The organism is Sphingosinicella sp. (assembly GCF_052388015.1).
Lineage (GTDB): Bacteria > Pseudomonadota > Alphaproteobacteria > Sphingomonadales > Sphingomonadaceae > Allosphingosinicella.
The window spans coordinates 1-18,533 of the sequence record NZ_JBQTIN010000090.1 but is presented as its reverse complement, the minus strand read 5'-3'; the positions used below and the strand labels follow the sequence as shown (position 1 = coordinate 18,533).

Here is an 18,533-nt window from a genome sequence, read left to right as displayed (position 1 = left end):
CAGGGCCGCCTGGCGGTTGGTCTCCATGGTCAGCCGGTAATTGGTGCCGATCATTGCTTCCCCCTTTGGATTCAGAGCGCCGCGAACAGCGCGTCGATCGTCTCGCGCGCGACCTGGATGATGCGCGCCGAGGCGTTATAGGCTTGCTGGTAGCGGAGCAGGTCCGCCGCCTCGCGGTCGAGATCGACGCCGGTCACTTCGTCCAGCGCGGCGCGGCTGAGATCGCGCCAGGCGGCCGAGGCGGCGGCTTCGGCCTTCGCCGAGGCGAGCTGGCGGGCGCTGCCGGAGACGATCGTCCCCCACTCGTCCTCGAGCTTGCTCGCGGCGCGAACCGCTTCGAGATCGATGAGATTGCCGTTCGGCCGCCCGTCCGCGGTCGCGGCGGCGATCCGGTCGGGATCGGTGATGACGACATTGATTCCGGCCGCGCCGCCGCTGGCGTCGAGCAGATCTCCGCCCGCGGCGCCGCTGGCGTCGAGGCCGCCGGTGGACCAGGCGTTGAGCGTCGTCGCGATATCGGCGGCGAGCGCGTCGAGCGCGGCGCGCCGGTCGGCGACCGAGGCGGCGACATCGACCAGCCCGGCGAGCCGGCCGCCCGAGACCGGGGCCGGCATGATCGTGCCGTTGGTCGAGACCTGAAGCGAAACCCGGCCGTCGAGCGCGCGCACCGTGCTGAACAGAGCGGCGCGATCGCCGTCGAGCAGCACGACACTGGCGTCGCTGCCTGATTTCAGCGTGGCGGTACCGTCGCCGTTGATCGCGACCGCGATGTCGAGCCGCTCGGCGATCCTTTCGATCAGCCGGTCGCGCTCGTCGGCGAGCGACGCGCCGGCGGTGCCGCCGCGCGCCGCGGCATGCAGCGCGCCGTTGAGATCGTGAAGCGCCGCGATCGCGCCGTTCACGGCGTCGGCATCGGCGGTGGCCGCGTCGGCGACCGAGCCGGCGATCCGCCCCAGGCCGCCGGCGCTGCCACGCAACGCGCCCGCGACGCTGTCGAGCGCGGTCAGCATTTCGATGCGGCCGATCGGCGCGGACGGGTCGGCGGCGAGCCGGCCGCCGGCGTTGAAGAACTGGGTGAGCGAGGCGCCGACCCCGGCGACGCCGTCGCCAAGCGCGTTCTCGACGCTGGTCAGCCACTGCTCGCGGACCGCGGCGCGGGCGGCGCCGGTGGTGGCGTAGCGCGCCTCCGTGGCCTTGAAGGCGTCCCAGGCGCGGACAACGCCGGCTGTGCGGACGCCGTTGAACAGCACCTGCTCGCCATAAGCGATGTCGCCGCGGCTGGTGATCTGCGACTGCTCCAGCGTGACGCGCCGCCGGGTGAAGCCGGGCGACTGCGAGTTGGCGACATTCTCGCCGACCGCGTCGAGCGCGTTGCGATAGGCCGAGAGGCCGGAAATGCCGATCGAGAGCAGGTCGCTCACGATGCGCTCCCGTTCGGGGTGCTCGAATTGGCTTCACCGGTCGCGGCGGCGGGCGCGGCCGGGATCGCTCGGTTGAACTGGGCGAGCAGCAATTCGGCGATGCCGAAGCTGCCCTGACGCGACATCGAGTCGGCGAGCTGGGCGTCGCCCATGTCGCGGAACTGCTCCGACGACGCGCTGCCGAAGACATCCTCGGCGAGGCGCGCATTGCGCATGCTGCCGATCATCTGCCTGAGGAAGATCGCCTCGAACGCCTGGGCGGCCTGACGTAGCTGCTCGCGCTGCGCTTCGGTCGACGGTGTGCCGCTCGCGCCCAGCGCGGTCGGCGTCGCGGGATTGGCGACGGGGCCGGTCACAGGATCACCAGCTCGGCGCGCAGCGCGCCGGCTTGCTTGAGCGCCTCCAGGATTGCGACCAGATCGGATGGCGCCGCGCCGATCGCGTTCACTGCCCGGACGATCTCGGAGAGCGAGGCGCCGGGCTGCATCTCGAACATCGGCGAGCGGCGCTCGTTGATCTCGATATTGCTGTTCTGCTCGACCGTCGTCTGGCCGCGCGACAGCGGCGCGGGCTGGGAGACGCGAGGGTCTTCCGAGACCGCGACGGTAAGCCGGCCATGGCTGACGGCCGCCGGGCCGATCCGGACCGCGCCGTTGATCACGACCGTGCCGGTGCGGGCGTTGACGATCACGCGGGCCGGGGCGTCGGCCGCCTCGACCGAGAGATTCTCGATCCGGCTCATCAAGGTCGCGCGGACCTCGGCGCCTTGCGGCGCCTCGATCGCGATCGACACCGCATCGACGGCGCGGGCGATCGGCTGGCCGTGCTCGCGGTTGATCGCGTCGGCGATCCGCTGGGCGGTGGTGAAGTCCGCGTCGGCGAGGTTGAAAATGAGCGTCGGAGCGGTGGCGAAGCCGGTGTCGACCGCGCGCTCGACGGTCGCGCCGCCGGGGATGCGGCCGGCCGAGGGCACGTTGACCGAGACCTGGCTGCCGTCCTGGGCGGAGACGCCGAGGCCGCCGACGACGAGGTTGCCCTGCGCCATCGCGTAAATCTGGTTGTCCGCGCCGCGCAGCGGGGTGAGCACCAGCGTGCCGCCGCGCAGGCTGCGGGCGCGGCCGAGCGCGGAGACGGTGATGTCGACCCGCTGGCCGGGCCGGGCGAAGGCCGGCAGCTCGGCGGTGATCATCACCGCCGCGGCGTTCTTGAGCGCCGGATTGACACCCGGCGGCAAGGTGAGGCCGAACCGCGCCGCGATGCCGTTCATGCCTTGCGTCGCATATTCCAGATTGTCGTCGCCGGTGCCGGCGAGGCCGACGACGATGCCGTAGCCGACCAGCTGGTTCTGGCGGACGCCCTGAAAGGCGCCCAGATCCTTGATCCGGGTGGCGAAGGCGGGCGTTGCGAGGATGAAGAGCGCGACGAACGCGACAAGGAGCTTGCGGACCATCGGGCTCACCTCAGAACGGGCTCAGGAGATTGAAGAAGCGCTGCAGCCAGCCCTGGCGGCTGGCGCGGGCGATCTCGCCGCGGCCGATATAATCGATCCGGGCGTCGGCGATCCGGGTCGAGGCGACCCTGTTGTCCGGGCTGATGTCGGCCGGGCGGATGATGCCGGTGAGGCGGATATGTTCGTTGCCGCGGTTGATGCGGAGCTGCTTCTCGCCGGTGATCCGCATCGCGCCGTTGGGATAGACTTCGGCGACGGTCACCGTGATCTCGCCCAGCAGGCTGTTCGACTGGCCGGTGACGCCGCGTCCCTGGAAGGCGTTCTGGCCGCCCATCGAGACGTCGGTGCCGGCGAAGAAGGACAAGGGACCGGTCGCCGGCGGCGTGAGGGCGATATTGCCCTCGCGCTCGGTGTTCGAGGTGCTGGTCGATTGCCCTTGCGTGCGCTCGACCAGGACGACGGTCAGCACATCGCCGACCATGCCGGCGCGCTGGCCGTTGGTCAGCGGCGTGTAGCCGTTCGACGCCTGGAAGATCGCGCCGTTGGCGGGTGCCGCCGGCGGCTCGACGGCGATCGTCGGCCGATGCTCGGGCGACGGCCGCTGGAAGGCGCAGAGCGCTAGCGCGACCGGAAGAATGAAGAGCTTGCGCATCGGCCTAGAGCTGCTGGTTCGCGTTGCGCAGCATCTCGTCGGTGGCCGAGATCATCTTGGAGTTGACCTCGTACGCGCGCTGGGTCTCGATCATATCGACCAACTCCTGCACGACATTGACGTTCGACCCTTCGAGCGCTCCTTGGCGGATCGCGCCGCGGCCTTCCGCGCCGGCGGCACCGGTCTGGGCCGAGCCGCTCGACGCGGTCTCGATATAGAGGTTGTTGCCGACCGCCTGCAGGCCGGCCGGATTGATGAAGCGGCTGATCTCGATCTGCCCGACCTGTTGCGCCTCGGACTGGCCCTGCAGCGTCACCGAGACGGTGCCGTCGCTGCCGATCGTCACCGACTGGGCGCCGTCCGGAATCTGGATCTCCGGCTGCAGCGGCAGGCCGTCGCCGGTGACCAGCTTGCCCTCGTTGGAGAGGTGGAAATTGCCGGCGCGGGTGTAGCCCACCGTGCCGTCCGGCCGCGCGATGCGGAAATAGCCGTCGCCCTCGATCGCGAGATCGAGCGGGTTGGACGAGTTCTGGATCGTGCCCGCCGTCGTCACCCGGCCGGTGCCGGTCATCCGGACGCCGGTGCCGACGTTGAGGCCGACCGCATATTGGTTCTCGGCCGAGGAGCGCGCGCCCGGCGCGGTCATCATCTGATAGGCCAAAGTCGCGAACTCGGCCCGGTCCCGCTGGAAGCCGGTCGTGTTCACATTGGCGAGATTGTTGGCGATGACGCGCATCCGCTCGGACTGGGCGTCGAGCCCGGTGCGGGCGACCTGGAGGGCGGCAATGGACATGGGATAAGCTCCTTGGGTCTTCGCGTTACGCGTTGGGCAGCCGCATCAGATCGGCGGCGGAGGTGTCGATCTCGCGCGCGGCGGCGACGAGGTTGATCTGCTGGTCCCAGGCGCGGCTGGCGTCGATCATGTCGATCAGGGCCTGGCTGACCTGGACGTTGGAGCTCTCCAGCGCGCGCGGCGTCAGCCGGGCGGCGGGATCGGACGGCAGGGCGCCGCCATTCTCGACCCGGAACAGGCCGTCGACGCCCTTGCGGACGCGCGAGCCGGCCGGCGTGACCAGCTTCAGCCGATCGATCTGCTGCGGCTGGGCGGGATCGCCGCCCGCCGGCACGATCCAGATCATGCCATCATCGGCGATCCGGACGGAATCGGCCGGCGGCAAAGTGAGCGGGCCGGATTCGCCGAGCACCGGGCGACCGTCGCCGGTGGTGACGAGGCCGGTCGCGCTGACCTGCAGGTCGCCGCGGCGGGTATAGGCTTCGGAGCCGTCCTCGGCCTGAACGGCGAGCAGGGCATCGCCCTGCATCGCCACGTCGAGGTCGCGGCCGGTCTGGTTGACGGTGCCGCCGGTCATGTCGGCGCCGATCACGCCGCCGGTCGCCTGCGCGGAGGGGATCGCCCCCTGCGCGTTCATCCACAAGGTCTGCGCCGAGCTCATCTCGGCCCGAAAGCCGATCGTGCTCGCATTGGCGAGATTGTTCGCGGTGACGGTCTGGCGCGACATTGCCGCGCGCAGGCCGGTCAGAGCGGTGCGGGCTAGACGGTCCATTTCAAACGCTCCTCAACCCCTGCTCAGGCTCAGCTGCGCATGTTGATGATGGACTGGTCCATCTGGTTGGCCGTCTCGATCGCCTTGGCGTTCGCCTGGAAGTTGCGCTGCGCCGCGATCAGGGAGACCAGCTCCTCGGTGATGTCGACGTTCGAGCGCTCCAGCGCGCCGGTCTGGATCCGGCCGAAGGCGTCGGTGCCGGCCTCGCCGACGATCGCCGGGCCGGAGCTGCCGGTCGTCGTCCAGCGGCCGTCGCCGCGCTGGCGGAGGCCCTGCGGGTTCGAGAAATTGGCGATGAGCAGCTTGCCGAGCGCCTGGACGGTGCCGTCCGAGAAGGTGGCGGAGATGAGCCCGTCCTCGCGGATGGAAACGTCGGAGAGCTTGGCGGCGGCGATGCCGTCCTGGTCGATCGCGCCGACCGTGAAGGAGCCGGCCTGCTGGCGGGTCGCGGCGTCGAAATCGAGCGTGATCGCGATCGGGGCCGAGGCGCCGGACGGGAAGACGCTGCTGAAGCTCACCGAGCTGGTCGGCGAGACCAGCGCGCCGGCGGCGTCGAACTCGAGCTCGAGCGGCACCGGCGTCGCCGAACCGACGTTCGAGGACGCTTCCTCGTTGCCGATGAACATATGGACGTCCCAGGTGTCGGTGGCGTCGCCGGCCGCGACCGAGCCGGTGCGGACGAAATAGAGCGTCGCCGACTGGGCGTTGCCCTCGCTGTCATAGACTGTCTGCTGCTGGGAATAATTGTAGCTGTTGGGGTCGAGCCGGTTGAAGGCATAGGGGTTCTGCGGGTTGTAGACCGCGCGCAATGCCGGCTTGTCGGCGGTCGAGGGCAGGGTCACCGAAAGGTCGATCAGGGTCGTCGCGCGCGGCGTGCCGGCGGTCAGCGGCAACTGGATGTTGCGCGCCGCCTGGAGGCCATTGGCGGTCGTGTTGCCATCGGCGTCGACCGGCAGGATCTGGAGGTAGCCGCCGTTCGAGTCGGTGATGTAGCGCTGGCCGTCGACCGAGAGCGAGCCGTTGCGCGAGAAATAGGTGGTGCCGCCGGTCAGCGAATCGCGGGTCACGAAGAAGCCGCTGCCGCCGAGCGCGATGTCGAGATCGCGGGCCGAGGCCTCGAAGCCGCCCTGGGTGAACTGCTGCTCGATGCCGCGCAGGCGCGTGCCCTGGCCGGCCGTGGTGGCGGAGGCCGGCATGATGTCGCCGAACTGGGCGCGGCTGCGCTTGAAGCCGATCGAGCCGACGTTCGCGATGTTGTTCGAGATCGTCGACAGGTCGGTCTGGGCGCCGCGAAGGCCGGAGAGCGAGGTGTAGAAGGACATGAGAGGGGCTCCTTGGCTTGAATTCAGGCGAGACGAATGGCGGCCGACGGCGCGAGCAGGCCGAGGCCGGTGACGAGACGGCTCTCGCCGCCCGCGGAGGGCGACTGGATACCGCCGATCATCGTCCAGGTGGACGTGGTCGGATTGCCGCTTTGGCCGGCCGCCGTGACGACGACCCGGAGCGGGCCGTTGGCGGCGACGTTGCCGGCCCCGTCGCGGCCGTTCCAGGCGAAGGCGACCGGGCCCGCCTCGCGGCGGCCCATCTGCTCGGAATGGACGATGGCGCCATTCTGGTCGACGAGGCTGACCGTGACCTGGTCCGACGCGGCGGCGAGATTGAACTCGCCGGCATAGGCGCCGTCGCGCAACGGCGTCGCGACGTCGCTTTCGACCAGCATCGCGCGGCCGATCCAGCTCGCGGCGTCGGAGAGCCGGCTGCCGCCCAGGGCCGCGGCGATGTTGCGCAGGCTCTGGTTCATCTCGGCGATGCCGGCGACCTGGCTGAACTGGGCCATCTGGGCGACCATCTGGGTGTTGTCCATCGGGTTGAACGGGTCCTGGGTGGTCAACTGGGTGGTCATCAGCCGCAGGAAGTCGCTCTGATCCATCATGCCGGCCGCGCCGACACTGGTGGACGACGTGCCCGGATTGGCGGTGCCCGCGAGGGAGGGGATCGTCGTCATTGGCCGAGCCTCAGCGTGTCGAGGGTCAGCGTTTTGGCGGTCTGCAGCACCTGAACGTTGTTCTGGTACTGACGCGCCGCCTCGACCATGTCGATGAGCTCGGCGGTGCTGTCGACACCGGCTTCCCAGACGTCGCCATTCGCGTCGGCGAGCGGATGATTGGGGTCGTGCCGGCGGGTCGGCTCGATCGGCGCCTGGACGACGCGATCGACGGCGACCGTGGCCATGCCGGGCCGGCCTTCGACCGTGCTGAAGACCGGCCGCAGGGCGCGATAGGCCCCCGCCCGGCTGCCGGCGACGGTGCCGGCATTGGCGAGATTGGAGGCGGTCGTGTTGAGCCGCACGAGCTGCGCCGACATGGCGCGGCCGGCGATGTCGAAGACGGACATGGGCCCGGACATCGTCATTCTCCTTTGAGGGCGCGGCGGATCGTCGAGATCCGGCCTTCGAGGAAGGCGAGGGTGGCGCGGTACTGGACCGCATTCTCGGCGAAGAGGGTCTGCTCGGTGGAGAGCTCGACCGTATTGCCGTCGGGCGACGGCTCGATCGGCACCCGGTAGGCGACGGCGCCTTCCGCCGCCTGGACGGTGCTGTGGCCGCGCGAGGCGAGCTCCATCGCCTGGCGGAAATCGATATCGCGAGCCCGGTAGCCGGGGGTCGCGGCATTGGCGATGTTCGAGGCGAGCAGACTGAGGCGCTGCGAGCGCAGGCTCAGCGCCGTCCCGTGGATGCCGAACAGATCGTCGGACATGGGCAAGCATTCCCTCTAAAGCTTCGCCTCGCCGCGCCGTTAAATTGACACAGCAAGGGCGTCGGCCCGCTTCGCTGCAACGAACGTGCCAAGCTTGCCGTGTCGTGCGCCGATGCCCTTGCGCTCGATGGGGAAGGACAAGGACCGGCAAAATATTGCCGGCATCCGGCAGTTTTTTGCCGGTCGGCGGGAGGGCCGGACGTGATCGATCTTGCGGCTCGTTTCGTCGATCCCCTCGCCCTCGGCCTGGTCGTGGGCGGCTCGCTTCTGGCAGGCGCGATCGCCGGCGCGGGCGGCGACACGTTCCGCGCATTGCGCGCGCTCGGCCCGCTGCTCTCGGCCCGGCCGGTGAGGGACGGCCGGATCGCGGACCGCGCCGTCCGCCGCGTCGAGCGCATCTCGGAATATAAAGGCCTGTTCTGCGTCGACCGGGTGGCGAGTCCGGGCGCGTTCGTCCATCGCGCCGCCTGCCGGCTCGCCGATGACGAGGGCGCCGACGCCTTCTCGCTCTGGGCCCAGGAGGAGATCGAGGACCGCGCCCAGCGCCATGCCGGCGCGATCGGCGTCTGGCAGCGGATCGCCGAGGTGGCGCCGGCGATGGGCATGATCGGCACCGTGATCGGCCTGGTCGTCATGTTCGCGCGGATGAACGATCCCGCCGCGATGGGGCCCGCGATGGCGGTCGCGATGCTGGCCACGCTCTATGGCCTGCTGCTCTCCTTCGTCGTCGCCGGGCCGATCGCCGCCCGGCTCGAGCGATTGTCGCATGCCGAGCTCGCCTGGCAGCGGCGAGCGGTGGCGCGCCTGGAAGCGCTCGCGCACGCGGAAGAGGATGCGCTCGGCGACTGGCGCGAGCGCAAGGTCAGGCGGGCGGGATGAGCGGGAGCGTGCCGCGCTGGGCGGTGAGCTTCGCCGATCTTGTCCTGTTGCTGCTCGGCTGCTTCGTCCTGCTCCACGCGATGGAATCGCAGCGGCCCAAAGCGGACGACGCGGCGAGCATGCCGCGCACGACGGCGCCGGCCGGCCAGCTGCTTGCCGCCGACAGCCTGTTCGAGGCGGGCGAGGCGCGGCTGACCGAGGCGGGGCGCTCGCGCCTGCTCGCGCTCGCCGGCTCGCTTCGGGGCGGCGGCGCGACGGTGAGCGGCCGGGGCGTAAGCGAGGCGGGCCTCAGGCTCGACCGGTTCGAGCTCGCGGCGGCACGGGCCGCGGCGGTCGCCCGGGCCTTGCGCGAAGGTGGCATAGCCGAGGCCGCGATCGCCGTCGGGGTCGACAATGCACCGTCCGGCCGGCCCGGCCAGACGATCGCCGTCGCAAGGCGCTGACGCATTTGGCACGGGCGTTGCTTCACGAGGCGCGAACACAAGGAGCCCTGCCCGATGACGCCAATTTTCCGACGCCTTCCGCTCGCGCTTGGCCTGGTTGTCGCTGCGCCGGCCTTCGGTCAGGCCTTCGAGAATCTGGAGATGCTGGAAAACCGCGTCTCGGCGGCGCTTGGCGCCGCCGTCGGAGAACCCGGCGGCCCGGCGCGGCCGATCGACCGGCGGCTGCGGCTCGCGCCCTGTCCCACGCCGGCCGAGATCGATGCGCCGGCGATGGGCGCGGTCGCGATCCGCTGCGAGACGCGCGGCTGGCGCATCCGGGTGCCGCTGATGGCGGGCGCCGTCGCGGCGCCAGGCATGATGCAGGTCCGTGCCGAGCCGGTGGTCCGCCGCGGCGACCAGGTCCAGGTGGTGGCGCTCGCGGCCAATTTCAGCGTCAGCACAATGGGCATTGCCGAGCAGGACGGTGCGCCGGGCGAGCGAATCCGGGTCCGGATCGAGCGGCGCGCGACGCCGTTCATCGGCCAGGTCCTGCCCGACGGCCGGGTCGCACTGCCGGGATTCAATTAAGGCGGGACTTAATCAAACCCGCATGTCGCCGTTAATGGTTGGGAAGGGGCTTGAAGGCCCGCGTGAAGGGAAGCTCGAGATGATCGACGGAGTGGGCAAGAGCGGATCGAACCGGATCGACGTCGCACGCGGCGCCGAGCAAGGCGGCCGTGTCGCCGCCGTCGGCGAGAAGACCGCCGGCGCCCGCTCGGCCGCGGTCGAAAGCGCGGTGTTCGAACTGGTTTCCGCCGGCGCGCCGGTCGATGCGGCGAAGGTCGCCTCGGTCCGCGCCGCCATCGCCGAGGGGCGCTACAGCGTCGATCCGGGCGCGATCGCCCAGAAGATGGTCGCGCTCGATCTGCCGGAGCGATGAGCCTCCTCATCCTCGATCGGCTGGCCGGCGCGCATGAGGCGCTGATCCGCGCTTTCGACGGCAATGATCTTGCCGCGATCGAAGCCGCCACGACCGCCCTCGCTGCCGCCGTCTCCGGGGCAGGCGCACTCGATTCCCTGCAAGGCGACAATGGCGCGCGCGAGCGGCTGCACAGCCTCGCCGCGCTCGCCGTCGCGGCGCAGCAGCGCGTCAATTTCCTGACGGACCGGATGCGCGGCCGCGTCGCCGCGCTCGCGTCCCTCGGCGGCCAGGCCGAAACCTTCACCTACCGGCCCGGCGCCCGCTGACCCGCCGCCTGAGCGGCGGCCATCTGGCACGCTCTTTGCTGATCGGTCCCCGATGCGGAAGGGGACGTCATGATTCCGACGAACAACGCCGTCGAGTTGCGCGGCGCGCAGGGGCGCGTCGGCGCCGCGATCCAGCAGGCGTCGGCGCGCACCGGCGTCGATTTCACCTACCTGCTCAATCAGGCGCGGATCGAGAGCAGCCTCAACCCCAATGCGCGCGCCCGCACGTCCAGCGCGACCGGCCTCTATCAATTTATCGAGCAGACCTGGCTCGCCACGGTCGACCGCCATGGCGCGCAGCACGGCCTCGGCTGGGCGGCGAACGCGATCCAGCGGGGGCAGAACGGCCGCTATCATGTCGCCGATCCGCAGATGCGCCGCGCGATCCTCGATCTGCGCCGCAACCCCGAGGCATCCGCCGCGATGGCGGCCGAATTCGCCTCCGACAACGGCCAGTATCTCGAGCGCCGCCTGGGTCGGCCGGCCGAGAGCGTCGATCTCTACCTCGCCCATTTCCTCGGTGCCGGCGGCGCCGCGCGCTTCCTGCGCGCCCATGACGCCAATCCCGGCGCGGCGGCGGCAGGCGTCCTTCCCGCCGCGGCGCGCGCCAATCGCTGGGTGTTCTACAATCGCGACGGGTCCCCGCGCAGCTTCGCCGAGATCCGCGAGCGCTTCGCCGCCCGCATCGGCGGCGCCGGCGGCGACAATCCCGTCGCGCCGCGCCGCCAGGCCCTGCCCGACGTCCAGCTCGCCGCGCTCGACCCAAGCTTCACCCTCGGCGTCGGCAAGGCCGGGCCGGTTGCGGCGGTGAACGCGGAATATGCCCGCATCGCCTATCTGATGCTGGCTGGCATGGGCGGGGCTGAATGAGCGTATCAGCGGCCCCGAGGAAATCCTGGCTCGGCCTGAGCCGCGGCGCGGTCCTGCCGGTCGCGACCTTGCTGCTCGTCATGCTGATGGTCGTGCCGGTGCCGGCCATGCTGCTCGACGTCGGCTTCGTCACCAACATCATGATCAGCCTCGCGGTGCTGATGGTGGCCCTGAACGTCGCCAAGCCGCTCGATTTCTCCTCCTTCCCGACCGTGCTGTTGTTCGCGACCCTGTTCCGGCTGGCGCTCAACGTCGCCTCGACCCGCGTCGTGCTGGTCAACGGTCATGAAGGCACGGCCGCCGCCGGCCATGTGATCGAGGCGTTCGGCAGCTTCCTGATCGGCGGCGATTATGCCGTCGGCATCTTCGTCTTCCTGATCCTGATGATCATCAACCTGGTCGTCATCACCAAGGGCGCGGGCCGCGTCTCCGAGGTCAGCGCGCGCTTCACCCTCGATGCGATGCCCGGCAAGCAGATGGCGATCGACGCCGATCTGAACGCCGGCCTGCTGACGCCCGAGGAGGCGAAGGCGCGGCGGCAGGAGGTCGCGACCGAGGCCGATTTCTACGGCTCGATGGACGGCGCCTCCAAGTTCGTGAAGGGCGACGCGGTCGCCGGCGTGCTGATCCTCGTCGTCAACGTGATCGGCGGCCTGATCCTCGGCACGCTCAGTCACGCAATGTCGATCGGCGCCGCCGCGTCCAATTATGTCCTGCTCGCGATCGGCGACGCGCTGGTCGCGCAGGTGCCGGCGCTGTTGCTGTCGATCGCCGCCGCCTCGATCGTCACCCGGGTCAGCTCGCCGCTCGACCTCAGCGGCCAGATCGCCAGCCAGTTCGGCTCGTCGCGCGCCTGGATTCCGGTCGCCGCGATCCTCACCATTCTCGGCCTGCTCCCCGGCATGCCGCATTTCATCATCCTGACCGCCGCTGCCTTCGCGGGCGCCGTCGCCTGGAAGCTGCGCAAGGCCGAGCAGGCGCGCGCCGCCGCCCCGGCGGAGACCGCGCCAATCGCGGTCAATCCGAGCGCGATCGGCTGGGACGAGGTCAGCGACGATGCCGCTTTGGGGCTGGAAATGGGCTTCGGCCTGGTCGGCCTGGTCGACGAGCGCAAGGGCGCGCCCCTGATGGCCCGGATCACCGGCATCCGCCGTCAGCTGTCACGCGAGCTCGGCTTCGTGGTGCCGATGGTCAGGGTGCGCGACGATATGGCGCTCGCCCCGAACAGCTACCGGGTCAGCGTCGCCGGCGTCGTCGTCGCCGAGGACGAGGCCTGGCCGGAGGAATTGCTGGCGCTCGATTCCGGCGATCTGCTCGAGCGGGTCGAGGGCCGCGCGGTCAAGGACCCGACCTTCGGGCTGGACGCGGTCTGGATCCAGCCTGGCCAGCGCGCCGAAGCGGTCGTCGCCGGTTATACCGTGGTCGATCCGGCGACCGTTATCGCGACCCATTTGAATCAGGTGATCCAGGTCGCCTCGGCCGATCTGTTCGGCATGGACGAGGCGCAGAAGCTGGTCGACGCGCTCAAGGAGAATGCGCCGCAGCTTGCCGCCAACCTGACGCCGCAGCCGCTCAGCCTCGCGGCGCTCGCCGGCCTGTGCCGCGCGTTGCTGTCCGAAGGCGTGCCGCTGAAGGACTTCCGCCGCATCGCCGCGGCGATGGCCGACGCCGCCCGCGACGAGACCGACCCGATCGCGTTGGTCGAGGCGGTGCGGCAGCGGATCGGCGCCCTGATCATCCAGACGATGGTGCCGGTCAGGATGCCGCTGCCGGTCGTCACCCTCGACGCCGGCCTCGAAAGCCTGCTCAACCAGGCGGTCCGCACCGGCCAGGGCGCGATGCACCCGATCGAGCCGGGCCTCGGCCAGAAGATCGTCCAGGCGATCGGATCGGTCGCCGGTCCAATGCTGGGCGAAGGGCGGCGCTTCGCGGTCGTCACCTCGCCGGCGTCGCGCCGGGCGCTGGCGCGGCTGCTCAGCCCGCATCTGTCCGATGCGCCGGTCCTGTCCTTCCTCGAAATCCCCGACGGCAAGCCCGTCGAGGTCGTCGCCGTGGTCGGCGGCGAGGCCGAACGGCCGCTGCTTGAATCGGAGGTGGTTGCGTGAGTGTGTTTTTCAGTGGTCCCCGCACGATCGCCGTCGCGAGCGGCAAGGGTGGGGTCGGCAAGACCAATGTCAGCGTTAATCTGGCGGTTGCGCTGGCCAAGGCGGGCGGGCGCACCTTGCTGCTCGATTGCGACATGGGGCTCGCCAATGCCGGCATCCTGCTCGGGCTGGATTCAGCCTGGACGATCGGCGACGTTCTCGCCGGCCGCTGCGCGCTGGACGATCTGATCATGGCGGGGCCCGCCGGTCTCGCCTTCGCGCCGGGGCATAGCGGCACCGGTTCCGGCTCCACCCTTTCCGCCGCCGAGCGCTGCCGCTTGTTCGACGCCCTCGCCCCTTATCGTGCGCGGTTCGACCGGATCGTGATCGACACCGGCTCGGGCATCGAGGTATCGGCGCTGGCCTTGCTCGCCGCCGCCGACACGCCGCTGATCGTCATCGCGCCGGAGCCGACGTCGTTCGTCGACGCTTATGCGCTGGTGAAGGCGCTGGCGGTTTCGCACGGCCTCGACCGGTTCGAGATCGTGACGAACATGGTCCAGAGCGAAGCGGCCGGCCACGCGCTGTTCGACCGCTTCCGCGCCGTCGCGACCCGCTTTCTCGATCTTGAGCTGGTCTATGCCGGCGCGGTTCCGAACGATCCCTATGTCCGCGAGGCGGTGCTGAGGAAGCGCTGCGTCGTCGAGGCTTTCCCCGGCGCGCCGGCGACACGCGCCTTCGCCCGGCTCGCAACGCGCTTCGCCGCGCCCGCGCGCCGTCCCGCGCCCGATCCGGTGGGGGAGCTGCATGGCGCTCAATGATCCCCAGCCGGTCGCCGTCACTTACGGTCGCAGCCCACGTGCAAGCCCGGACGTGCTGGTGCGCGCCCATATGGCTCTGGTGCGCAAGATCGCCTGGCACGTTCATGGCCGCGTCGCCTCGGCGATCGATGTCGAGGATCTGGTCCAGATCGGCATGGTCGCTTTGGTCGAGGCCGCAAACGGCTTCGAGGATCGCGGCCACGCCTTCGCCACTTATGCGACGATGCGCATCCGCGGCGCGATGATCGATCACTTGCGTCGCCACGCCACCTTGTGTCGATCCGCGATGGCGCGGCGGCGCGAGCTCGCCGAAGTGCGGCGGCGGCTGGAGAACCGGCTCGGCCGTTCGGCGGACGATGCCGAGATGGCACAGGAGATGGGGCTCGACGCGGCCGCCTATCGCGAGCTGATCGACGACAGCCAGGCGGTGCAGCAGGATTCGATCGACGACATCTATTCCGATCATTCGATGTGGTTCGCCGATCTCGAGGAGCAGGCGGACGAGGCGATCGACCGCGACCGGCTGAAGGCGGCGATCGCACAGGCGATCTCCGACCTGCCGGAGCGCGACGGACTCGTTCTGCAGCTCTATTTCGTCGAGGAAATGAACCTCGAGGAGATCGGCCAGACGCTGAACGTCGGCGCGGCGCGCATCTGCCAAATCAAGAAGGCGGCGCTCGACAAGGTTCGGGTGAGCCTGGCCGGCTGGGCCTTTTAGGACGAAAAGCCCGGTGCGCAGACCGCACCGGGCTCCCCGACACCCCGCTCAGCGAGAACTTAGCGGAGCAGGTTCATCACGTCCGACTGGGACTGGTTGGCCTGGGCCAGCATGGCGGTCGCCGCCTGGCTCAGGATCTGCGACTTGGCGAGGTTGGTCGATTCGGCCGAGAAATCGGCGTCCTCGATCCGCGACCGCGCGTCGGACAGGTTGGTGACATTGTTGGTCAGGTTGTTGACAACCGACGTCAGGCGGCTCTGGCTGGCGCCGAGGCTCGCCCGGGCCGAGTTGATCGCCGTCAGCTGCGCGTCGACATTGGTGATCGTCGTCGCGGCGGCCGCAGCCGTGCTGACCGAGAAGTCAGCCGCCTGGTAATCGTCGCTGTCGAGGAACGCCTTGGTGATCGCAACCGTCTCGGCATTGGCGCCGACCTGGACCGAGATGTCGTCCGAAGCCGTGTCGGTCGCCGCATAGTCGAACACCGTGACACCGTTGAACTTGGTGTTGGTGAGGATGTCGGCGATCTGGGCCTGGAGCGCGGCGCTCTCGACGTTCAGGTTGGTGCGGTCCGCGGCCGAGTAGGTGCCGCTGGCGCTCTGCACCGCGAGCTCGCGGACGCGCTGCAGCATGTTCGACACTTCACCCAGGGCGCCTTCGGCGACCTGACCCAGCGAAATGCCGTCATTGGCGTTGCGGATCGCCTGGCTCATGCCGCGAATCTGCGCGGTCATGGTGCTGGAGATCGCGAGGCCGGCGGCGTCGTCGCGAGCAGAGTTGATGCGCTTGCCCGAGGACAGGCGCTCCATCGCGGTCTGCAGGGCCTGATTGGCGACCCGGCTGCCGTTCTGCGCGCGGAGAGCCGCGCTATTGGTGTTGATAACGGTCATCTTAATGTTCCTTTCCGCTCAATCGCGGCTGCCGGGGGTCGATCCCAAGCGTGCCACGAAAGGCATTAACGGCGGGCCTGCCCGGGGCTTTAATCACGTTTCGTTGAGCGTCGGTTTTTCGACGCCCCGCACCGTCAAACGGCCGACGAACATTTGCCTTCTTCTTGCCCGCCCCTCTGAGCGGCGCGCTTGGCACGCGCTTTGCTTTACTTGCCCCGATCCGCGGGGGAGTTGCATGATCGGTTTGAGCGACAAGGCGGCGAAGGCCAATCCCACCCTGGCCGCATGGCTGGAGGGCGCGGGCCTGCGCGCGCGCCGGTTCGCCGCCTGCGACGGCTGGGCGACCGGCCCGGCGATCCTGTCCCGCGACGAAGCCAAGACCGCCCGGCCCTGCGATCTGGTGATCGATCAGGGCGACCCGCCCTCGCTGATCCGCGCCACCGCCACCGCACCGGCATTCCTCCGCTACGGCGCCGACGACCTCGTCTTCGGCAATGCGCTAGCGGCCGAGCTGGTCCGCCCCGCCGCCCGGCCCGGCTGCGGCGAGCCGGCGAGCGCGGCGACGATCGACTTCTCCCAGCGGATCGCGACCAGCGACTGCTCGGTGCTGCTGCTTGGCGAGACCGGCACCGGCAAGGAAGGCCTCGCCCGCTATATTCATGCCTCGTCTTCCCGTGCGCTGGGGCCGTTCACCGCGGTCAATTGCGCGGCGCTCCCCGAGACGATGCTCGAGGCGATCCTGTTCGGCCATCGCAAGGGCGCCTTCACCGGCGCTCTTGGCGACGGCGAGGGCCTGTTCGGCGCCGCCGACGGCGGCACCCTGCTGCTCGACGAGATCGCCGAAATCCCGCTCGCGTTTCAGGCCAAGCTGCTCCGTGCCCTGCAGGAGCGCGAAATTCTCCCGGTCGGCGCGGTCCGGCCGGAGCCGGTCGACGTCCGCGTCATCGCCTGTGCCAACCGCGATCTTGCCGCCGAAGTCGCCGCCGGCCGGTTCCGCGCCGATCTCTACTGGCGGCTGAACGTGCTGCCGATCGATCTGGCGCCGCTGCGCGCGCGCCGGCTCGACATCCGCGCGATCGCCGCCGCCTTGCTCGTCCGGCACAGCCCGGCCGGCGCGCCGGTGCCGTTCCCGACCGCTGCCGCGCTCGACCGGCTGATGGCGCACGACTGGCCGGGCAATTGCCGCGAGCTGGAAAACGTCATCCAGCGGGCGCTGCTGCTGCGCGCCGGCGAGCGGATCGAGGCCGAGGACCTCGCCATCGACCGGGTCGCCGCCGCGCCCGTCGCCAATGCGGCCACTCTCGCCGAAGCGGGTCGCTCCGCCGAAGCGACCCTGATCCGTGCCGCGCTCGACGAAAGCGAGGGCCACCGCGTCCGCGCCGCGAGGCGGCTCGGAATTTCCGAGCGCACCCTTCGCTACCGGCTCGCCGAAATGCGCGCCGTGGCCGCCTGAAGGAGAGCTGAGCCATGACCTCGATCGACGCGACCCGGCTGATGCAGATGCGCTCTGCCATCCTGGAGCAGAACAGCGCGCTGAGCCGCGCCGCAGGGCTCGGCGCGCCGAGCCTCACCGAGGCCGGCTCGCCGACCCAGGTGGGCGGCTTCGGCCAGGCGCTCAGCCGCGCGCTCGACCAGGTCAACGACAGCCAGGCGCGCGCCTCGGCGATCACCGAATCCTACGAGCGCGGCGAGACGACCGATATCGCCGCGGTGATGCTGGCCCGCCAGCAGGCGTCGATCGGCTTCGAGGCGACCCTTCAAGTCAGGAACCGACTCCTGACCGCCTACAGAGACATCATGAGCATGCCGGTGTGATGATATGAGCGATACGACGGCCAACGACCTTCCCGTGCGCGCGCCCGCCGCCGCTTCGCCCTTCCGGGGCGGGGCCGGCGGTCTTCGCGCCTTCCTCGCCCAGCCGGCGGTGGCCAAGAGCCTTCCGCTGGTCGGCATGGTGGCGATGCTCGGCCTCGCCGCGATGCTGTGGATGATCTTCAGCGCCGCTCCCAGCCGGACGCTCCTCTCCAACCTGCCCGACGAAGAGAAAGCGGCGGTGGTCGAGGCGCTGACCGGCGGCGGCATCGCCAGTTCGCTCGACCATGCGACCGGCGCGGTCACCGTCTCGGAGGACGATTATCACCGCGCCCGGATGCTGGTCGCCCAGCGCGGCCTGCCGCGCGGCGGCCAGGACGGATCGGAAATGATCAGCTCGATGCCGCTCGGCGCCAGCCGGGCGGTCGAGACCGAGCGCATCCGCGGCGCCCGCGAGCGGGACCTCGCCCGCACCATCGAGGCGATCGACGTCGTCCAGACCGCGCGGGTCCACCTCGCCGTGCAGCAGCCGAGCGTGTTCGTCCGCGAGCAGCCGAACGCCGCCGCTTCCGTGATGCTCACCCTCGCCGCCGGCCGCAGCCTCGGCGACAGCCAGGTGCAGGCGATCGTCAACCTCGTCGCCTCGTCGGTGCCGGGCCTGACGCCGGACGGCGTGTCGGTGATCGACCAGAATGGCCGCCTCCTCTCCCGCACCGCCGGCGACGGCGCGAGCGGCGCCTCGGAGCGGCAGCTCGCCGCGCAGAACGCGGTCGAGGACCGCTATCGCCGGGCGATCGCCGCGATCCTGACGCCGATCGTCGGGGCCGAGAATTTCACCGCCGAGGTCCATGCCGACATCGACTTCTCCGAAGTCCAGTCGACCCGCGAGGGCTATCCCGAGAACCAGCGCGCGCTGCGCGCCGAGGAAGGATCGCTGTCGACCGAGGG

General features: G+C 70.2%; 23 protein-coding genes. 12 read left to right on the top strand and 11 right to left on the bottom strand.

Annotated features, from left to right (window positions below; all coding sequences use genetic code 11):
• Window positions 1-71 precede the first annotated feature (71 nt).
• From flgK to flgB, 10 genes are read right to left on the bottom strand one after another with little or no spacing between them, the layout of a single operon-like run.
• Entirely contained in the window at window positions 72-1,421 is a 1,350-nt protein-coding gene (flgK, locus tag ACT4N3_RS07370; protein WP_444854566.1) for a flagellar hook-associated protein FlgK, read from the bottom strand.
• Entirely contained in the window at window positions 1,418-1,777 is a 360-nt protein-coding gene (locus tag ACT4N3_RS07365; protein WP_444854565.1) for a rod-binding protein, read from the bottom strand. The genes flgK and ACT4N3_RS07365 overlap by 4 nt, the downstream gene beginning before the upstream one ends.
• Window positions 1,774-2,871: a flagellar basal body P-ring protein FlgI gene (locus ACT4N3_RS07360; RefSeq protein ID WP_444854564.1), complete on the bottom strand. Its 1,098-nt coding sequence runs from the start codon at window positions 2,869-2,871 to the stop codon at window positions 1,774-1,776. Before ACT4N3_RS07360 ends, ACT4N3_RS07365 begins: the two co-directional genes overlap by 4 nt.
• A 10-nt stretch (window positions 2,872-2,881) precedes the next feature.
• Window positions 2,882-3,523 carry a flagellar basal body L-ring protein FlgH gene (locus tag ACT4N3_RS07355; protein ID WP_444854563.1) on the bottom strand — a complete coding sequence of 214 codons (642 nt, stop codon included), beginning with the start codon at window positions 3,521-3,523 and terminating at the stop codon, window positions 2,882-2,884.
• Window positions 3,524-3,527: 4 nt separating this feature from the next.
• Window positions 3,528-4,316: a flagellar basal-body rod protein FlgG gene (gene flgG / locus ACT4N3_RS07350; RefSeq protein ID WP_444854562.1), complete on the bottom strand. Its 789-nt coding sequence runs from the start codon at window positions 4,314-4,316 to the stop codon at window positions 3,528-3,530.
• A gap of 25 nt (window positions 4,317-4,341) precedes the next feature.
• A complete protein-coding gene (locus tag ACT4N3_RS07345) occupies window positions 4,342-5,088 on the bottom strand; it encodes a flagellar basal body rod protein FlgF (protein WP_444854561.1) in 747 nt (248 codons plus the stop codon).
• A gap of 29 nt (window positions 5,089-5,117) precedes the next feature.
• Window positions 5,118-6,410 carry a flagellar hook protein FlgE gene (locus ACT4N3_RS07340; protein ID WP_444854560.1) on the bottom strand — a complete coding sequence of 431 codons (1,293 nt, stop codon included), beginning with the start codon at window positions 6,408-6,410 and terminating at the stop codon, window positions 5,118-5,120.
• Window positions 6,411-6,433: 23 nt separating this feature from the next.
• Window positions 6,434-7,093 (bottom strand): flagellar hook assembly protein FlgD, encoded by a 660-nt coding sequence (locus ACT4N3_RS07335; protein WP_444854559.1) that lies wholly within the window; start codon window positions 7,091-7,093, stop codon window positions 6,434-6,436.
• Entirely contained in the window at window positions 7,090-7,500 is a 411-nt protein-coding gene (gene flgC / locus ACT4N3_RS07330) for a flagellar basal body rod protein FlgC (protein ID WP_444854558.1), read from the bottom strand. The genes ACT4N3_RS07335 and flgC overlap by 4 nt, the downstream gene beginning before the upstream one ends.
• A complete protein-coding gene (gene flgB / locus ACT4N3_RS07325) occupies window positions 7,497-7,850 on the bottom strand; it encodes a flagellar basal body rod protein FlgB (protein ID WP_444854557.1) in 354 nt (117 codons plus the stop codon). Before flgB ends, flgC begins: the two co-directional genes overlap by 4 nt.
• 195 nt (window positions 7,851-8,045) lie before the next feature.
• Between flgB and ACT4N3_RS07320 the strand changes: the two genes are divergently transcribed.
• The 9 genes from ACT4N3_RS07320 to ACT4N3_RS07280 all read left to right on the top strand — a co-directional run bounded on the left by ACT4N3_RS07320 (window position 8,046) and on the right by ACT4N3_RS07280 (window position 14,886).
• Window positions 8,046-8,723, top strand: coding sequence for a motility protein A (locus tag ACT4N3_RS07320; RefSeq protein WP_444854556.1), 678 nt, complete (start codon window positions 8,046-8,048; stop codon window positions 8,721-8,723).
• Window positions 8,720-9,166 (top strand): flagellar motor protein MotB, encoded by a 447-nt coding sequence (locus ACT4N3_RS07315; RefSeq protein ID WP_444854555.1) that lies wholly within the window; start codon window positions 8,720-8,722, stop codon window positions 9,164-9,166. The genes ACT4N3_RS07320 and ACT4N3_RS07315 overlap by 4 nt, the downstream gene beginning before the upstream one ends.
• 54 nt (window positions 9,167-9,220) lie before the next feature.
• Window positions 9,221-9,733 (top strand): flagella basal body P-ring formation protein FlgA, encoded by a 513-nt coding sequence (locus ACT4N3_RS07310; RefSeq protein ID WP_444854554.1) that lies wholly within the window; start codon window positions 9,221-9,223, stop codon window positions 9,731-9,733.
• Between the two features lie 79 nt (window positions 9,734-9,812).
• The gene (gene flgM / locus ACT4N3_RS07305; protein ID WP_444854553.1) at window positions 9,813-10,085 is read left to right on the top strand and encodes a flagellar biosynthesis anti-sigma factor FlgM; all 273 of its coding nucleotides are present in this window, start codon (window positions 9,813-9,815) and stop codon (window positions 10,083-10,085) included.
• Entirely contained in the window at window positions 10,082-10,393 is a 312-nt protein-coding gene (locus tag ACT4N3_RS07300; RefSeq protein WP_444854552.1) for a hypothetical protein, read from the top strand. Before flgM ends, ACT4N3_RS07300 begins: the two co-directional genes overlap by 4 nt.
• Window positions 10,394-10,462: 69 nt before the next feature.
• Window positions 10,463-11,263 (top strand): transglycosylase SLT domain-containing protein, encoded by an 801-nt coding sequence (locus ACT4N3_RS07295; protein WP_444854551.1) that lies wholly within the window; start codon window positions 10,463-10,465, stop codon window positions 11,261-11,263.
• Window positions 11,260-13,368 (top strand): flagellar biosynthesis protein FlhA, encoded by a 2,109-nt coding sequence (gene flhA / locus ACT4N3_RS07290; RefSeq protein WP_444854550.1) that lies wholly within the window; start codon window positions 11,260-11,262, stop codon window positions 13,366-13,368. Before ACT4N3_RS07295 ends, flhA begins: the two co-directional genes overlap by 4 nt.
• The gene (locus ACT4N3_RS07285; protein ID WP_444854549.1) at window positions 13,365-14,168 is read left to right on the top strand and encodes a MinD/ParA family protein; all 804 of its coding nucleotides are present in this window, start codon (window positions 13,365-13,367) and stop codon (window positions 14,166-14,168) included. Before flhA ends, ACT4N3_RS07285 begins: the two co-directional genes overlap by 4 nt.
• Window positions 14,155-14,886 carry a sigma-70 family RNA polymerase sigma factor gene (locus ACT4N3_RS07280; protein WP_444854548.1) on the top strand — a complete coding sequence of 244 codons (732 nt, stop codon included), beginning with the start codon at window positions 14,155-14,157 and terminating at the stop codon, window positions 14,884-14,886. Before ACT4N3_RS07285 ends, ACT4N3_RS07280 begins: the two co-directional genes overlap by 14 nt.
• 59 nt (window positions 14,887-14,945) lie before the next feature.
• On the opposite strand, the gene ACT4N3_RS07275 is transcribed toward ACT4N3_RS07280, so the two are convergent.
• Entirely contained in the window at window positions 14,946-15,773 is an 828-nt protein-coding gene (locus tag ACT4N3_RS07275) for a flagellin N-terminal helical domain-containing protein (protein ID WP_444854547.1), read from the bottom strand.
• 235 nt (window positions 15,774-16,008) lie between these two features.
• On the opposite strand from ACT4N3_RS07275, the gene ACT4N3_RS07270 reads away from it, so the two are divergent.
• The 3 genes from ACT4N3_RS07270 to fliF all read left to right on the top strand — a co-directional run.
• Window positions 16,009-17,226 (top strand): sigma-54 interaction domain-containing protein, encoded by a 1,218-nt coding sequence (locus ACT4N3_RS07270; protein ID WP_444854546.1) that lies wholly within the window; start codon window positions 16,009-16,011, stop codon window positions 17,224-17,226.
• Between the two features lie 14 nt (window positions 17,227-17,240).
• Window positions 17,241-17,588: a flagellar hook-basal body complex protein FliE gene (fliE, locus tag ACT4N3_RS07265; RefSeq protein WP_444854545.1), complete on the top strand. Its 348-nt coding sequence runs from the start codon at window positions 17,241-17,243 to the stop codon at window positions 17,586-17,588.
• Between the two features lie 4 nt (window positions 17,589-17,592).
• On the top strand, window positions 17,593-18,533 hold a 941-nt coding region (fliF, locus tag ACT4N3_RS07260), incomplete at its 3' end, for a flagellar basal-body MS-ring/collar protein FliF (RefSeq protein ID WP_444854544.1).

Bases quoted from the DNA above. Each gene is read 5' to 3' on its own strand.
- ACT4N3_RS07360 (WP_444854564.1), bottom strand. From the start codon at position 2,871: ATGGTCCGCAAGCTCCTTGTCGCGTTCGTCGCGCTCTTCATCCTCGCA.
- ACT4N3_RS07355 (WP_444854563.1), bottom strand. From the start codon at position 3,523: ATGCGCAAGCTCTTCATTCTTCCGGTCGCGCTAGCGCTCTGCGCCTTC.
- flgG (WP_444854562.1), bottom strand. From the start codon at position 4,316: ATGTCCATTGCCGCCCTCCAGGTCGCCCGCACCGGGCTCGACGCCCAG.
- ACT4N3_RS07345 (WP_444854561.1), bottom strand. From the start codon at position 5,088: ATGGACCGTCTAGCCCGCACCGCTCTGACCGGCCTGCGCGCGGCAATG.
- ACT4N3_RS07340 (WP_444854560.1), bottom strand. From the start codon at position 6,410: ATGTCCTTCTACACCTCGCTCTCCGGCCTTCGCGGCGCCCAGACCGAC.
- ACT4N3_RS07335 (WP_444854559.1), bottom strand. From the start codon at position 7,093: ATGACGACGATCCCCTCCCTCGCGGGCACCGCCAATCCGGGCACGTCG.
- flgC (WP_444854558.1), bottom strand. From the start codon at position 7,500: ATGACGATGTCCGGGCCCATGTCCGTCTTCGACATCGCCGGCCGCGCC.
- ACT4N3_RS07315 (WP_444854555.1), top strand. From the start codon at position 8,720: ATGAGCGGGAGCGTGCCGCGCTGGGCGGTGAGCTTCGCCGATCTTGTC.
- ACT4N3_RS07310 (WP_444854554.1), top strand. From the start codon at position 9,221: ATGACGCCAATTTTCCGACGCCTTCCGCTCGCGCTTGGCCTGGTTGTC.
- flgM (WP_444854553.1), top strand. From the start codon at position 9,813: ATGATCGACGGAGTGGGCAAGAGCGGATCGAACCGGATCGACGTCGCA.
- ACT4N3_RS07300 (WP_444854552.1), top strand. From the start codon at position 10,082: ATGAGCCTCCTCATCCTCGATCGGCTGGCCGGCGCGCATGAGGCGCTG.
- ACT4N3_RS07295 (WP_444854551.1), top strand. From the start codon at position 10,463: ATGATTCCGACGAACAACGCCGTCGAGTTGCGCGGCGCGCAGGGGCGC.
- flhA (WP_444854550.1), top strand. From the start codon at position 11,260: ATGAGCGTATCAGCGGCCCCGAGGAAATCCTGGCTCGGCCTGAGCCGC.
- ACT4N3_RS07280 (WP_444854548.1), top strand. From the start codon at position 14,155: ATGGCGCTCAATGATCCCCAGCCGGTCGCCGTCACTTACGGTCGCAGC.
- ACT4N3_RS07275 (WP_444854547.1), bottom strand. From the start codon at position 15,773: ATGACCGTTATCAACACCAATAGCGCGGCTCTCCGCGCGCAGAACGGC.
- ACT4N3_RS07270 (WP_444854546.1), top strand. From the start codon at position 16,009: ATGATCGGTTTGAGCGACAAGGCGGCGAAGGCCAATCCCACCCTGGCC.
- fliE (WP_444854545.1), top strand. From the start codon at position 17,241: ATGACCTCGATCGACGCGACCCGGCTGATGCAGATGCGCTCTGCCATC.